Annotated in this window: 13 protein-coding genes; 3 read left to right on the forward strand and 10 right to left on the reverse strand. The window is 67.5% G+C overall.

Annotated elements, in window-relative coordinates; all coding sequences use genetic code 11:
- Positions 1 to 58: 58 nt before the first annotated feature.
- The 4 genes from ACFOMD_RS14000 to dapA all read right to left on the reverse strand — a co-directional run bounded on the left by ACFOMD_RS14000 (position 59) and on the right by dapA (position 2,714).
- Positions 59 to 706, reverse strand: a complete 648-nt coding sequence (locus ACFOMD_RS14000; protein ID WP_380862423.1) for a sulfite oxidase-like oxidoreductase — start codon at positions 704 to 706, stop codon at positions 59 to 61.
- Between the two features lie 8 nt (positions 707 to 714).
- Positions 715 to 1,251, reverse strand: coding sequence for a DUF2062 domain-containing protein (locus ACFOMD_RS14005; RefSeq protein WP_380862425.1), 537 nt, complete (start codon positions 1,249 to 1,251; stop codon positions 715 to 717).
- 111 nt (positions 1,252 to 1,362) lie between these two features.
- Positions 1,363 to 1,842 carry an SsrA-binding protein SmpB gene (gene smpB, locus ACFOMD_RS14010; RefSeq protein ID WP_380862427.1) on the reverse strand — a complete coding sequence of 160 codons (480 nt, stop codon included), beginning with the start codon at positions 1,840 to 1,842 and terminating at the stop codon, positions 1,363 to 1,365.
- The gene (gene dapA, locus ACFOMD_RS14015; RefSeq protein WP_380862429.1) at positions 1,842 to 2,714 is read right to left on the reverse strand and encodes a 4-hydroxy-tetrahydrodipicolinate synthase; all 873 of its coding nucleotides are present in this window, start codon (positions 2,712 to 2,714) and stop codon (positions 1,842 to 1,844) included. The genes smpB and dapA overlap by 1 nt, the downstream gene beginning before the upstream one ends.
- Before the next feature lie 98 nt (positions 2,715 to 2,812).
- Between dapA and ACFOMD_RS14020 the strand changes: the two genes are divergently transcribed.
- Together ACFOMD_RS14020 and ACFOMD_RS14025 are read left to right on the forward strand one after the other, a co-directional pair.
- Entirely contained in the window at positions 2,813 to 4,825 is a 2,013-nt protein-coding gene (locus ACFOMD_RS14020) for a lytic transglycosylase domain-containing protein (RefSeq protein WP_380862431.1), read from the forward strand.
- 10 nt (positions 4,826 to 4,835) lie between these two features.
- Positions 4,836 to 5,321 carry a GreA/GreB family elongation factor gene (locus tag ACFOMD_RS14025; RefSeq protein WP_380862434.1) on the forward strand — a complete coding sequence of 162 codons (486 nt, stop codon included), beginning with the start codon at positions 4,836 to 4,838 and terminating at the stop codon, positions 5,319 to 5,321.
- Here ACFOMD_RS14025 and ACFOMD_RS14030 read toward each other — a convergent pair.
- The 4 genes from ACFOMD_RS14030 to aspS form a co-directional block, all read right to left on the reverse strand.
- On the reverse strand, positions 5,318 to 6,103 hold the full coding sequence (locus ACFOMD_RS14030) for a polyphosphate kinase 2 family protein (protein WP_380862436.1): 786 nt from the start codon (positions 6,101 to 6,103) through the stop codon (positions 5,318 to 5,320). The two genes, ACFOMD_RS14025 and ACFOMD_RS14030, sit on opposite strands and share 4 nt — an antisense overlap.
- Positions 6,100 to 6,540, reverse strand: coding sequence for a hypothetical protein (locus tag ACFOMD_RS14035; RefSeq protein ID WP_380862438.1), 441 nt, complete (start codon positions 6,538 to 6,540; stop codon positions 6,100 to 6,102). Before ACFOMD_RS14035 ends, ACFOMD_RS14030 begins: the two co-directional genes overlap by 4 nt.
- A 97-nt stretch (positions 6,541 to 6,637) precedes the next feature.
- The gene (locus ACFOMD_RS14040; protein ID WP_380862440.1) at positions 6,638 to 7,198 is read right to left on the reverse strand and encodes a hypothetical protein; all 561 of its coding nucleotides are present in this window, start codon (positions 7,196 to 7,198) and stop codon (positions 6,638 to 6,640) included.
- A gap of 102 nt (positions 7,199 to 7,300) precedes the next feature.
- Positions 7,301 to 9,073, reverse strand: coding sequence for an aspartate--tRNA ligase (gene aspS, locus ACFOMD_RS14045; RefSeq protein WP_380862442.1), 1,773 nt, complete (start codon positions 9,071 to 9,073; stop codon positions 7,301 to 7,303).
- Positions 9,074 to 9,162: 89 nt separating this feature from the next.
- Here aspS and rnd point away from each other — a divergent pair, with 89 nt between their 5' ends.
- The gene (gene rnd / locus ACFOMD_RS14050) at positions 9,163 to 10,329 is read left to right on the forward strand and encodes a ribonuclease D (RefSeq protein ID WP_380862444.1); all 1,167 of its coding nucleotides are present in this window, start codon (positions 9,163 to 9,165) and stop codon (positions 10,327 to 10,329) included.
- Positions 10,330 to 10,476: 147 nt separating this feature from the next.
- Here the strand turns inward: rnd and ppx are convergent, their stop codons facing one another.
- Both ppx and ACFOMD_RS14060 read right to left on the reverse strand, forming a co-directional pair.
- On the reverse strand, positions 10,477 to 11,994 hold the full coding sequence (gene ppx / locus ACFOMD_RS14055) for an exopolyphosphatase (protein WP_380862446.1): 1,518 nt from the start codon (positions 11,992 to 11,994) through the stop codon (positions 10,477 to 10,479).
- 53 nt (positions 11,995 to 12,047) lie between these two features.
- Positions 12,048 to 14,183 carry an RNA degradosome polyphosphate kinase gene (locus ACFOMD_RS14060; protein WP_380862448.1) on the reverse strand — a complete coding sequence of 712 codons (2,136 nt, stop codon included), beginning with the start codon at positions 14,181 to 14,183 and terminating at the stop codon, positions 12,048 to 12,050.
- Positions 14,184 to 14,215 lie beyond the last annotated feature (32 nt).

The following is a 14,215-nucleotide window of genomic DNA, read 5'->3' on the forward strand; positions in this document are numbered from 1 at the left end:
GTCGTTTCTGAGATGGCGGGGAACCTAGCGCGGCGAACGGCGCGCGCAAGAGCGGGCCTTACCCGTAGCGCTGTTCCAGCCACGGATCGCCGACGTTGTGATAGCCGCGGACTTCCCAGAAGCCCGGCTGGTCGGCGGCGAGAAACTCGATGTGCTTCACCCACTTCGCCGATTTCCACAGATAGTAGCGCGGGATGATCAGGCGGGCCGGGCCGCCATGCTCGCGGCCGATCGGCACACCATCATGGCTGTGCGCGATCAGGCAGTCCTCCTCGGCGAAGGCGGCGAGGCTGACGTTGGTGGTGTAGCCGTCGTAGCTGTGGAAGACGACGTGCGCGGCTTGCGGGGTCGGCTTCACCAGATCGATGACATGCCGCGTCGAGACGCCGGTCCAGCGATTGTCGTAGCGCGACCACTGCGTGACGCAGTGGATGTCGGACACATCCTCGGCCTGCGGCTGCGCCATGAAGGCGTCCCAGTCCCAGGTGACGGGATTGTCGACCGCGCCGTCGATGGTCAGCCGCCAGTCGGCCTTGGGCACGTCGGGCTGGATCCCGAGGTCGAGCACCGGCCAGTTTTCAACGAGGCGCTGGCCCGGCGGCAGGCGGTCGGTTTCCGGATCACCGGTCGTGCCGGTCAGCAGCCGGCCGGCGCGCGCCCACGCCTGCTTGGTGGCGATCAGCTTGTCCTTGAAGCCGTCCGCCATCGCTGCCCTCAGCCTTTCCGCGGATGGCGGACGCGGCGGCGGCTCGCCCAGCGGCGGGCCACCCACCAGCGCCAGCCGACATGCGTCGCGCCATAGGCGATCAGCGCTGACACCACCGAGAACAGCAGCAGCCCGAGCGCAGTTGGCAGCGCGAGGTCGCCGAGCCATTCGAGCGTCTGCATCAGCCAGCCATCAGCGGGCGCACGCGCGTGATGCGCCGCCGATTGCAGGCGCAGCAGCCACGACCCCGTCTCATAGGCGCCGAACAGGATGGCCGGCGTGGTGAACGGGTTGGTGATGAAGGTGGCGAGCGCCGCGACCGCGATATTGCCGCGCGTCGGCACCGAGACCAGCGCGGCGACCGGCGTCTGCGCCACCGGCACCATGATGCCGATGAAGATTCCGACGGCGAGGCCGCGCGCCACCGAATGGCGGCTGAAATGCCAGAGGCTGGGGTCGGCCAGATAATGGGCGAACGGGCGCACGAAGCGGTTCTCGAGGATCTCCTCGCGCTTCGGCAGCTTACCCTTGGCCCACTTCCTCAACCGATGTCCTCTCGCTCGGGCGATGCGCCCTTATAGGCCGGTCCTTGGCGAAATTGTGATGACAGCCGTCACGCCAGAGAAACGTGCCGGCCCGCTGGATGGATGCGCGGCTTACCCGCGATCGCGCAGCAGGCGCCCCTGCTCGCGCTTCCAGTCCTTTTCCTTCTCGTGCTCGCGCTTGTCGTGGAGCTTGCGGCCCTTGGCGAGCGCCAGCTCGACCTTGGCCCGGCCGCGCGCGTTGAAATAGACCGACAGCGGGATGAGCGTCATGCCCTGCCGCGAGATGGCGCTGTGCAGCTTCCCGATCTCGCGCTCGTGCATCAGCAGCTTTCGCGGCCGCTTCGGTTCATGGTTGAAGCGGTTGCCGTGGCTGAACTCGGGGATGTTGGCGTTGACCAGCCAGAGCTGGTCGTCCTTCACCTCGGCATAGGCCTCGGCGATCGAGCCCTCGCCGAAGCGCAGGCTCTTCACTTCGGTGCCGGTCAGCGCGATGCCCGCCTCGAACGTCTCGTCGATGGCATATTCGTAGCGAGCGCGGCGGTTCTCGGCGACCGTCTTGACCTTGACGACGTCGTGCTGGGGGCGGGCCATCAGCCGAGGCCGGCGTGGGCCAGCGCCGCATCGACTGCACGGCGCGAGGCGTCCGACGCCGGCGTCAGCGGCAGGCGCAGCTCGCCCGACATCTTGCCGAGCTTTTCGAGCGCGTACTTCGCCGGCGCCGGGCTGGCATCGGTGAACAGCGCGGCGTGCAGCGGATAGAGCTGGTCCTGCAGCTTCCGCGCCGTCGCCCAATCCTCATTGCGGCAGGCGTCCTGGAACTGCGCGCACAGCTTCGGCGCGACATTGGCGCTGACCGAAATACAGCCGATGCCGCCATGCGCCATGAAGCCCAAGGCCATGTCGTCGTTGCCGCTGATCTGCTGGAAATCGGGCCCGCAGGCGAGCCGCTGCGCCGAGACGCGCGCGACGTTGCCGCTGGCGTCCTTCACCCCGACGATATTGGGCAGCTTCGCCAGACGCCCCATCGTCTCCACCGACAGGTCGACGCTGGTCCGCGCCGGCACATTGTAGAGGATGATCGGCAGCTTCGCCGCGTCCGACAGCGCCTTGTAATGCTGGTACAGGCCTTCCTGACTCGGCCGGTTGTAATAGGGCGTCACCACCAGCGCGGCGTCGGCGCCGACCTTGGCGGCGTGATCCAGATGCTCGATGGCGCTTTTAGTGTCGTTCGACCCGCAGCCGGCGATCACCGGCACCCGGCCCCGTGCCACTTCGACGCACAGCGCGACGACGCGATGATGCTCGGCGCGGCTCAGGGTCGCCGATTCACCGGTGGTGCCGCAGGGGACAAGGCCGTGGCTTCCTTCGGCGATTTGCCATTCGACGAAGGCCGAAAAGGCGGCCTCATCGACGTTTCCGTCGCGAAAAGGGGTCACCAGAGCCGGAATGGAGCCTTCAAACATGCACTTCGTCCTTCACCCGCACCGTCAATGAACGTTAAGATGGCGCTCAGTTCGGCGGGCGTATCGTTCGCGCCGTGTTTATGAGGGTGGGGTTAGCCATGTCCAGTGCGCTGCTGTGGTCGGGATCGACGATTGCCCTGTTTGCGGCAGCGGTCGTCGCGCAACCCGCCGGTCCCCTGCCCGCCCCGTCGACCACCGCCGCGCAGGTCGCGCAGGCGCTGATCCCCGCGGTCACCGTCGTGCCGGTCCAGCCGGCCTATGACCCGCTGCGGATCGCGATCGACCAGTGGGACCTGTTGCGCCGCGATGGCCCGGCGAGCTTCGACGAGATCTACCGCTTCCTGGTGGCGCACCCCGGCTGGCCCGCCGAGACAACGCTGCGCCAGCGTGCCGAGCGGCTGATGACCTCGATGACGCCGGCCGATCACCGCATCGATTATTTCCGCCGCTATCCGCCGCTGTCGTCGGCGGCGAAGTTCCGGCTGGCCGAGGCCTATCTGGCGAAGGGCCGCGCCGCCGAAGCGCAGCCCCTGGTGCGCGAGGCGTGGACCTCGGACGGCCTCAACGCCGCGCAGGAGGCCGAGGTGCTGGCGCGTTTCGGCGGGCTGCTGACCCCGACCGATCACGCCGCGCGGGTGGATCGCCTGCTGTGGTCGGGCTTCGCCAGCGCCGCCGAGCGGCTGCTGCCCGCCCTTCCCGCCGATCGCCGCGCCTGGGCCGATGCGCGTATCGCCTTCATCAAGAACGCGCCCGACGCGCCGTCGAAGCTGTCGCTGGTGCCGGGCCACTTCCAGAACGACCCCGGCCTGATCATGGACCGTGTCCAGTGGATGCGCCGCAACAACCAGCCTGCCGAGGCGCGGCAGCTGATGGCCAACACCAACATCTCGCCGGGCACCGCGACGATGCCCGAGAAATGGATGGAGGAAAGGCTGTCGCTCGCCCGCGCCGCGCAGCGCGACCAGCAGTACGACCTTGCCTACCGCCTCGCCGCCAACCACCGCGCCTTCCCGTTGGGCCGTGCGCTCAATTCGTGGAACGCTGGCGAGCGCGACGATTACACCAGCATCGAGTTTCTCGCCGGCTGGATCGCCCTGAAGAATTTGAACCGCGCGGCGGTCGCCACCGACCATTTCCAGAACTACCGCAACGGCGCGCTGTCGCCGCTGACGCAGGCGCGTGGCGACTATTGGGCCGGTCGCTCTGCCGAGGCCGCGGGCAACGCACCGGCATCACGCCGCTTCCTCGAGAGCGCCGCGACCCACCCCGATTATTTCTTCGGTCAGCTCGCCACCGAGCGGCTGGGTCGAAATATCGCGCTGCCGATGATCAAGCGCGCGGCGGTGACGCCCGCGGCGCGCCAGCGTTTCGCGCAGAGTGAGCTGGTGCGTGCGGCGAAACTGCTCGGCGAGCGCGGCGACCGCATGCGGCAGACGCTGTTCCTGACCAAGCTGGCGACCGATGCCCAGACCCTCGAGGAACAGACGCTCGTCGCCGAACTGGCGCCGGCGCTGCGCCGCCCCGACATCGGCGTCATCGTCGGCCGCGAGGCGCGCAACAGCGGGCAACTGGCGCTGATCGACGCCGCTTATCCGCGCCTCGCCGCCGCCTCGCCGTCGGCCAGCGACTGGACGATGATCCACGCGATCACCCGGCAGGAAAGCCGCTTCGACCGCGCCGCGGTCAGCTCGGCCAACGCGCGCGGGCTGATGCAGCTGATGCCCGGGACCGCGCGCGAGACGGCATCGAAGGTCGGCGTCGGCTATGATTTCACCCGGCTGACCGAGGACGAGGCCTACAACGTCCTTCTTGGCTCGACCTATTTCCGCAATCTGCTCGACAATCGCGGCGGCAATCATGTGCTGGCGGTGGCGTCGTACAATGCCGGCCCCGGCAACGTGAACAAGTGGATCCGCGCCAACGGCGACCCGCGCGATCCCAATATCGACGTCGTCGACTGGATCGAGGCGATCCCGTTCAACGAGACGCGCATCTATGTGTGGCGCGTGCTGGAGAACGCCGTGGTCTATGACCTGCTGCACCCCGGCCAGGCGCGAATGCCGGCAAAGGATCGCCTCTCCGCCTATCTCGGCAAGCGCCGGCCCGGTTGATCGAGCAGCGGTGACCGACCGGCCCAATTACATCTCACCGGCGGGGTTCGCGACATTGCTCGCCGAGCACAGGCAGCTGTTCGAGGTCGAGCGGCCGACGGTGGTCGAGACGGTGTCGTGGGCGGCGGGCAACGGCGACCGGTCGGAGAACGGCGACTATCTCTACGGCCGCAAGCACCTGCGCGAGATCGACCGCCGTCTCGCCTGGCTCGGCAAGCGGATGAAGGCGGCGAAGGTCGTCGACCCGGCGCAGCAGGCCGACCGCAGCCGCGCCTTCTTCGGCGCGACCTTGGTGATCGCCGACGAGGATGACCGGCAGCGCACCTTGACGCTGGTCGGCGACGACGAGGCGGATGCCGGCAACGGCAAGGTCGGCTGGAACTCGCCGATCGCGCGGGCGCTGCGCGGCGCCGGCGTCGGCGATCTGCGCCGGGTCGAGTTGCCCGGCGGCGTCATCGAATATGAAATCCTGTCGATCGGCTATCCGGCGGCCTAATCGCCCTTGGGCTTGTAGCCGAATGCTTTCTTCGCCGCGCGGATGAGTCTGGGGTCGGCGGGCGGCGGCTCGGGCGGGACGTGCGCGGCGAGCAGGTCGGCGACATGGTTGAGGACCGCGATGCGCGCCGCATGCTTGTCATTGCCGTCAAACACCGCCCACGGGGCGACCGCCGTATTCGTTTGCGCGAACATGTCGTGCATCGCCGCCAGATAGTCCTTCCGCCGGGCGCGGTTGCGGAAATCGTCGGGCTGTATCTTCCAGCGCTTCCACGGATGGTCGAGCCGCTTGGTCAGCCGGTCGTCCTGCTCCGCCTGCGTCACATGCAGGAAGATCTTGATGACGGCGGTGCCGTGCGCGGCGAGCTGTGCCTCGAAGGCGTTGATCTCGTCATAGGCGCGGCGCCAGTCGCGCTTGGCGGTGAATTTCTCGACGCGCTCGACGAGCACGCGCCCGTACCAGCTGCGGTCAAACACCGCGAGATGGCCGCGCGCCGGCAGCTTCTGCCAGAAGCGCCACAAGAAATGATGGTCGGCCTCCTCTTCCGTCGGCGCCGAGGTCGGCCAGACGGTGACATAGTGCGGGTCCATCGTGCCGGTCAGCCGGCGGATCGCGCCGCCCTTGCCGCTCGCGTCCCAGCCTTCGAAGACGATGACCGCCGAGGATTGATGGACGATGTGCGCGACCTGCGCATGCACCAGCCGCTTCTGCGCGGCAGCGAGCGCTTCGTCATAGTCGCCGCTGAACGGGCGACCCGCTTCATGGTCGGACAGGTTGATCACGCCGGGCGGATGATGGCGTCTCCGTAGAAGCCCTGCAACTCCTGCCGCACCGCCATCCAGCCGCTCACGAACTCCTCGCTGGTGATGCGATCGCTGCGGTTGGCGTCGGCAAGTTCGTAGAAGCCTCGTCGCGCCATGGCCGCTTCGTCGGCGGTCAGCTGGCCGTCGGCGTCGAGATCGAAGCGAAACAGCACCCAGTGGCGCAAGGTCGGGTCGCCGCGCATCCAGCCGTCGAGCTCGGCCCAGCCGCTGCCGTCGTAGCGGAACTGGCCGAAGCGATCGGGCGCCGCGAGCCGGGGCTCCTCACCCCATTCGTCGCTGCCGGCAAGCGCGAAGCCGTCGTCGGCCAGCGTTTCCGCCTGCTCGGTCCAGTCGTTGGCGATGGCGGGCAAGGACAGCGCGCCGCCGAGCGCGAGGGCGATGATGAGCTTACGCAACGCAACTTACTCCTCCGGCTCGAAAACCGATGGCAGTCACAACGCGCGTTTCGGAAAAAAGGGGCCGAGCACCCTGCCCGGCCCTTTTTCGGGTCAGTTACCAGCGGTAGCCGGCATAGGCGCGGCTGCCCATCGCGTGGCGCGCCCAGTCATATTCGCCGCGGCTGATCCAGCCGTCGCGGTTGCGATCGGCGAAGCGGTAGAAGGCCGCCTGCGCGCGCCGCCACTCACCCTCGCTGATGCGGCCGTTGCGGTTTCGGTCGGCGAAGTTGCGGAACACCCAGTCCTGGGTGAAGCGGTCGTTGTAGCCGAAGCCATAGGGCGTCCACTGGCGGTTCCAGCCATAGGCATTGCCGGTGTAGCCGTAGCGATAGCCGCGCCGATCATCCCAATAGTTACGGCGGTCGTCGCGGCGATCGTCACGCCAGTCTCGGCGGTCATCACGCCGGTCGTCGCGGGCTTCCCGGCGGTCGTCGCGACGATCAGCCCGCCGCTCCCAGCGCTCCTCGCGCCGGTCGTCGTTGCGGTCGCCATGGTTGGTCACGCGGTTGCGCAACTGCTCGCCGATGCGGCGCGCGTCATTGTCGGCAGCCAGGGCCGGTGCGGCGGCCGCCACCGCCATCGTGCCCAACACCAACCCGGTCAGAAGCTTACGCATTTTCAGTCTCCCACACGCTCATGGTGGAAGACTGAGCCGAATCCGTTGAACCGTGGCTGAAGCGCGATGAAAGCTGGCGTTCAGCTTATGCTTGCGCCGCCCTTATTTGGGGCCGTCGACGATCTTGATCGACAGCTCCTTTAGCTGCTTCGGCGTCGCCGGTGCCGGCGCGTTCATCATCAGATCTTCCGCCTTCTGGTTCATCGGGAAGACGATGACCTCGCGGATGTTGGGCTCGTCGGCGAGCAGCATGACGATGCGATCGACGCCCGGCGCCGAGCCGCCGTGCGGCGGCGCGCCGAACTTGAACGCGTTGATCATGCCGGCGAAGTCGACGTCGACCTGCTCCCTGGCATAGCCGGCGATCTCGAACGCCTTGTACATGATCTCCGGCCGGTGGTTCCGGATCGCGCCCGACGACAGCTCAACGCCGTTGCAGACGATGTCATACTGATAGGCGAGGATATCGAGCGGGTCCTGCGTCTCCAGCGCCTCGAGCTCGCCCTGCGGCATCGAGAACGGGTTGTGGCTGAACTCGATCTTGCCGCTGTCCTCGTCGCGCTCGAACATCGGGAAGTCGACGATCCAGCAGAAGCGGAACTCGCCCTCGGCGATCAGGCCCAGCTCCTCGCCGATGCGGGTGCGCGCCTGACCGGCGAGCTTCGCCGCGGCATCGACCTTGCCGGCGGCAAAGAAGATGCCGTCGTCGGGCCCAAGGCCCAGCTCGGCGACCAGCTTGCGCGTCGCTTCCTCGCCATGGTTCTTGGCGATCGGGCCGCCCAGCTCGCCGCCCTTCTGCGTGATGTAGCCGAGGCCGGCATGGCCTTCGGCGCGCGCCCACTCGTTCATGTCGTCGAAGAACTTGCGGCTCTTTTCGGCGGTCTTCGGCGCCGGGATCGCGCGAACCACGCCGCCGCCCGACACGATCTTGTCGAACAGACCGAAGCCCGACCCGCGGAAATGCGCCGAGACGTCGGTGATGATGATCGGGTTGCGGAGGTCCGGCTTGTCGCTGCCGTACTTCAGCATCGATTCCCTGTAGGCGATGCGCGGGAACGGCGGCCTGGTCACCGACTTGTCGGAGAATTCGTCGAACACGCCTGCAAGCACCGGCTCGATCGCCGCGAACACGTCTTCCTGCGTGACGAAGCTCATCTCGAAATCGAGCTGGTAGAATTCGCCCGGGCTGCGGTCGGCGCGGGCGTCCTCGTCACGGAAGCAGGGCGCGATCTGGAAATAGCGGTCGAAGCCCGCCACCATCAGCAGCTGCTTGAACATCTGCGGCGCCTGCGGCAGCGCGTAGAACTTCCCCGGGTGCACGCGGCTCGGCACCAGATAGTCGCGCGCGCCTTCGGGCGACGACGCGGTCAGGATCGGCGTCTGGAACTCGGTGAAGCCCTGGTCGATCATCCGGCGGCGCAAGCTGGCGATGACGTTCGAGCGCAGGACAATGTTCTTGTGCAGCCGCTCGCGACGCAGATCGAGGAAGCGGTAGCGGAGTCGAATCTCCTCGGGATATTCCGCCTCGCCGGCGACGGGGAGCGGCAGCTCCTCGGCCGAGGACTGGATCGTCACCTTGTCGGCGACCAGCTCGATCTCGCCAGTGGCGAGGTTGGCGTTGGTCGCCTCCGCGCCGCGGGCGACGACAATTCCTTCGATGGTCACCACCGACTCGACGCGCAGGTGATCGAGCGTGTTCAGCGGCTCGCTGCCCGCCTTGGCGACGATCTGCGTCAGGCCGTGATGGTCGCGCAGGTCGACGAAGAGCACGCCGCCATGATCGCGCTTGCGATGGATCCAGCCCGACAGGCGAACCGTCTGGCCGACGTCGGCGGCGCGAAGCTGGGCGCAGGTGTGCGTGCGATAGGCGTGCATGGGACTTTCCGGGGGTCTCGGGTAAGCCGCGGGTAACACAGGTTCGCACCCGGTTTGTCAAGGCGAAGCGGCCCGTCTATGACGCGGCCATGAAGGTTCATCCGTTGATTACGTCGAGCAAGACGCTCGCCGACCTGTGCGACCGGCTCCGCGAAGCTCCGTTCGTCACCGTCGACACCGAGTTCATGCGCGAGAATACCTACTACCCCGATCTCTGCCTGATCCAGGTGGCGTCGCCCGACGAAGCCGCGGCGATCGACCCCAAGGCGGACATCGACCTGCAGCCCCTCCTCGACCTGCTCGTCGAGGACGAGGTGCTGAAGGTATTCCACGCCGGCGGGCAGGACCTTGAGATCATCTACAATCTCACCGGCAAGACCCCCTACCCGATGTTCGACACACAGGTGGCGGCGATGGCGCTGGGACTCGGCGAGCAGGTCAGCTACGGCAACCTCGTCGCCGCCTACACGCCGGCGCGGCTCGACAAGGGCGCGCGGTTCACGGATTGGGCGCGCCGGCCTTTGGATGCGCGCCAGCTCGAATATGCGATCGGCGACGTCACCTATCTCGCGCAGCTGTTCCCGAAGATGGTCGAGCGACTGCGCAAGACCGGCCGCGGCGCCTGGCTCGACGAGGAGATGGAGCGGCTCGGCGACCCGGCCAATTATGCCAACAGCCCCGAGCGCGCCTGGACGCGCCTCCGCCTGCCCAACCGCAAGCCCGAGGTGCTCGGCCGCCTGAAGGCGCTCGCCGCGTGGCGCGAGCGCGAGGCGCAGGACAAGGACGTGCCGCGCGGCCGCATCGTCAAGGACGAGACGCTCGCCGACCTCGCCGCGCACCCGCCGCGCCAGCAGTCCGACCTCGCACGGATTCGCGGGCTTTCGGCAGCGTGGGCCGGCAACAATATCGGCGAGCGGCTGATGAACGCGATCAGCAGCGCCGAGCCGCTGTCGGCCGAGGAAATGCCGCCCAAGGAAGCGTCGCGCCCCGGCCTCACCGCCGATACCACGCTGATTGCCGACCTGCTGAAGCTGCTGCTGAAGATTCGCGCCAAGGAGGCGGAGGTCGCCCCGAAGCTGATCGCGCGCTCGGATGACCTCGAAGCGCTGGCGGCGGGGGTTCGCGACGGGCTGCCGGTGCTCGACGGCTGGCGCAAAGACGTGTTCGGCCGCGATGCGGTGGCGCTGGTCGAAGGCCGTCTCGGCTTCACGGTGCGCGACGGCAAGCTGATGATGACGAGCGCCGAGGTCGCCTGAGGCGGTATCAACGCATTTTTCCGTCATCCCCGCGAAGGCGGGGACCCAGTCCATCTGCAAAGGAATGCCCGCTTTCGCGGGCGCTATTGTTTGTGGGCTGGGTTCCCGCCTTCGCGGGAATGACGAGGTCGAGCGTGAACGCTCTCCTCAAACCACCTCGAACTTCGAGCTGAGCTCCATCGCCTGCGCAAGGCTCTTCAACCGCCGCGCCACCGTGTCGCCGTAGAGCGCGGCGTGGTGCGGGTTGAGCGTCAGCACCAGGTCACCGCCACGGCGATAGAGGTGCGAATATTCGAGCGCTTCCGCGGTGCCGCCCGACAGCCGCTGCCCCAGCCGCAGCGCCAGTCCCCACAGCCACGCGCGGCGCAGCGACTCGGCATCCGCCAGATGGTGCAGCAGCTGGACGATCGGATGCTGCGCGCTGCCGCCAAAGCAGGCGAACAGCGACGCGGCGAGCATGGCGCGCTCGTCGGTGGTGATCGCCGTCCAGTTGCCGTGCAGCGCCACGTCGACCGCACGCTCGGCACGGAAATCGGGATGGGCGCGCCACGCGACGTCCGACAGCAGGCAGGCGACATGGCGCAGTCGCTTGTCGGCCGCCGTTTCCGGCTCGAACAGGCCGTTCATCCACTCCATGAAAATGTCGCCATGCTCAGGGAAGCGGCCCTGCCGCTCGCCCTCGGCGCGTGCCGCGGCGACCAGCGGGTCCTGCGCCTTGATGTCGGGCGGCAAGGTGTCGAACAGCAGCCCCTCGCGCAGGCCATAGGCCGAGGCGACGAGCTTGCTCGAACCGAGCTTCTGCGTCACCGCGCGCAGCAGCACCGCCGCGCCGGGCAGCGACGGCACGCGCGAGCTGGAGATGTTCGGCACCATCTTCAGCGTCTTGGTCTGCATCTGCGTCACCGCGCGCACCAGCCGGTCGGCTGTCGCCGGCGTCATCGCATATTGATGGACGACGGGGAGCGGATGCTCGGTCAGGAACATGTGCAGCTGGGCCAGCGCCCGCCACGAGCCGCCGACCATGTAGAAGGGCTTGCCCTTCCCTTCCGCCGCCCACTCGACCTTCGCGAGCGCCTTCTTGACGAAGGCAGTCAGCGCGCGCGGTCCCTTCTTCCTCACCGCGTCGAGCTTCAGCGAGCCGATCGGCAGCGAGACGCGCTCATGGGTCCGGCCGTCCGCAATGCGGATCAGTTCGAGGCTTCCGCCGCCGAGATCGCCGACCACCCCATCGGCGCCGGGCATGCCGGCGAGCACGCCGAGCGCGGCATAGCGCGCCTCCGCTTCGCCGCTGATCACCTCGATCTCGAGCCCGCAGCTCTTGCGGATGCGCGACAGGAACTGCTTGGAATTGCTCGCCTCGCGCACCGCGGCGGTGGCGACGGCGCGCAGCTGGTGGACGCCCATGTCCTCGCAGAGCAGCGCGAAGCGGGCGATCGCCTCCTCGGCGACCGCCAGCCCCTCGTCGCTGATCCTGCCGCTGGCGGCGACGCCGCGGCCCAGACCCGCCATGACCTTTTCGTTGAACAGGATCGGCGGGGTGCGGTGGCGGCCGCGATAGACCACGAGTCGAATCGAGTTGGAGCCGATGTCGATGATACCGGTCAGCGTCTCGTCGGCAGAGCGACGGCGCGGGGTCGGCTTGGGCGTCGTCGCGCTGGCGGCCACGTCAGTCGGCTCCTCTTGACCCCGGGGTGCTTAGCCTGCGCCGCGAGGCCCGGCTAGCCCTTGGACTTCTTCAGAACCAGTGTCGGCACCGTTTCACCGCCCTTGCCACGGCCGGACAGCGACGGGTTCGTCATGAAATAGCGGTGCAGGTTGAAGCCGGTTTTGCCATCGCCCACCCGGAGATACTGGCCATCGGGCGCCAGCGTCCACGACTGCTCCACATCGAGCAGATTGGCGACCATCACCTGGTCGAGAATCTGCTCATGCACCGTTGGGTTCTCAATCGGAACAAGAAGTTCGACGCGGCGGTTGAGATTGCGCGGCATCAAATCGGCCGAGGAAATGAACACTTTCGCCTGCCGCGACGGCAACGGTTTGCCGTTGGCAAACGCCAGAATGCGGCTGTGCTCGAGGAAGCGGCCGACGATCGAGCGGACGCGGATATTGTCGCTCATCCCCGGGACACCGGGCCGCAGGCAGCAGATACCGCGAATGACGAGGTCGATCTGCACGCCCTCGCCGCTCGCCTCATACAGTTTCTCGATGATCGGCGGATCGACCAGCGAGTTCATCTTCGCCCAGATCTGCGCCGGCTTGCCCGCGCGCGCATTGGCGATCTCGGCGTCGATCAACTCGACCAGCCGCTCGCGCAGGAACAGCGGCGACAGCGCCACCTTTTCCAGTCGGGTCGGCGGCACATAGCCGGTGATGTAGTTGAGGACCTGCGCGGCATCGCGCGCCAGCTTGGGGTCGGCGGTGAAGAAGCTGAGATCGGTGTAAACGCGCGCCGTCACCGGGTGATAATTGCCGGTGCCGAAGTGGATATAGGTGCGAAGGTCCGCGCCCTCGCGGCGCACCACCATCGACAGCTTGGCGTGGGTCTTCCAGTCGATGAAGCCGTAGACCACCTGCACGCCGGCGCGCTCCAGCGCCGCCGCCCACATGAGGTTCTGCTCCTCGTCGAAGCGCGCCTTCAGCTCGACGACGGCGGTCACCGACTTGCCGGCCTCGGCGGCGTCGATCAGCGCGCGGACGATCGGCGAGTTCTTGCCGGCGCGGTACAGCGTCTGCTTGATCGCCACCACATCGGGATCGGCCACCGCCTGGCGCAGGAAAGCCAGCACCACGTCGAAGCTTTCGTACGGATGGTGGACGACGATGTCCTTGCTGCGGATCGCCGCGAAACAGTCGCCGCCATGCTCGCGAATCCGCTCGGGGAAGCGCGGCACATAGGGCTCGAACTTCAGGTCGGGGCGGTCTTCCTCGACCAAGGTCGCGATGTCGGCGATGCCGAGGATGCCGGTGACCGGCGTCACGTCGCGATCATCGACGTGCAGCGCGGCGCGCAGCATCTTCAGCAGCGATGGCGGCGTCGACGCCTCCACCTTCAACCGGATCACCTGCCCGCGCCGGCGTTGCTTGATCGCCGTCTGGAACGAACGGACGAGATCCTCGGCCTCTTCCTCGACCTCGATGTCGCTGTCGCGAATGACGCGGAAGGCGCCGTCGCCGACGAGGTCGTAGCCGGGGAACAGCTGGTCGAAGAACAGCCGGATGGTGTCCTCGACCGGGATGTAGCGTGCATCGGCGCCCGGCAGGCGGATGAAGCGGCGCAACATGCTCGGCAGCATCAGCAGCGCGTTGAGGCTCTCCCCGTCCGACTGCCGGTGCAGTTCGAGGACGATGGTGAAGCCCTTGTTCGGAATGAACGGGAACGGGTGCGCCGGGTCGATCGCCTGGGGGGTGAGCACCGGGAAAATCTGTTCGAGGAAGTGCGTCTCCAGCCAGTCGCACTCGTCGCCCGTCAGGTCGGCGGGCGTCAGCACGTCGAAATCGGCGCCGACGAGCTGGCGGCGCAGTTCGGCCCAGACTTCCTGCTGCCGCGCCATCAATTGATCGGCGCGCTCGGTGACGGCGGCAAGCTGCTGCGCCGGGGTCAGGCTGTCGGCGCTCAGCGTCTCGACGCCCTGCTCCACCTGCCCGCGCAGGCCGGCGACGCGCACCATGTAGAATTCGTCGAGGTTGTTGCCCGAGATGGAGAGGAAGCGCAGCCGCTCGAGCAGCGGATGGTTGGGGTTCTCGGCCTCTTCGAGCACACGCATGTTGAAGGCGAGCCACGACAGCTCGCGGTTGAACAGGCGCGGTCCCTGGACGGCGGGTTCGATCTTGGCAGCGGCAACGACGGTCATGCGCCTTATCTAGGCGCAGAAAGGTGACGCTT

Origin of the sequence: Sphingoaurantiacus capsulatus (assembly GCF_042648405.1) — a bacterium.
Lineage (GTDB): Bacteria > Pseudomonadota > Alphaproteobacteria > Sphingomonadales > Sphingomonadaceae > Sphingoaurantiacus > Sphingoaurantiacus capsulatus.

Coding starts and splice junctions, on each gene's coding strand:
- ACFOMD_RS14000 (WP_380862423.1), bottom strand. CDS start 706: ATGGCGGACGGCTTCAAGGACAAGCTGATCGCCACCAAGCAGGCGTGG.
- smpB (WP_380862427.1), bottom strand. CDS start 1,842: ATGGCCCGCCCCCAGCACGACGTCGTCAAGGTCAAGACGGTCGCCGAG.
- dapA (WP_380862429.1), bottom strand. CDS start 2,714: ATGTTTGAAGGCTCCATTCCGGCTCTGGTGACCCCTTTTCGCGACGGA.
- ACFOMD_RS14020 (WP_380862431.1), top strand. CDS start 2,813: ATGTCCAGTGCGCTGCTGTGGTCGGGATCGACGATTGCCCTGTTTGCG.
- ACFOMD_RS14040 (WP_380862440.1), bottom strand. CDS start 7,198: ATGCGTAAGCTTCTGACCGGGTTGGTGTTGGGCACGATGGCGGTGGCG.
- aspS (WP_380862442.1), bottom strand. CDS start 9,073: ATGCACGCCTATCGCACGCACACCTGCGCCCAGCTTCGCGCCGCCGAC.
- rnd (WP_380862444.1), top strand. CDS start 9,163: ATGAAGGTTCATCCGTTGATTACGTCGAGCAAGACGCTCGCCGACCTG.
- ACFOMD_RS14060 (WP_380862448.1), bottom strand. CDS start 14,183: ATGACCGTCGTTGCCGCTGCCAAGATCGAACCCGCCGTCCAGGGACCG.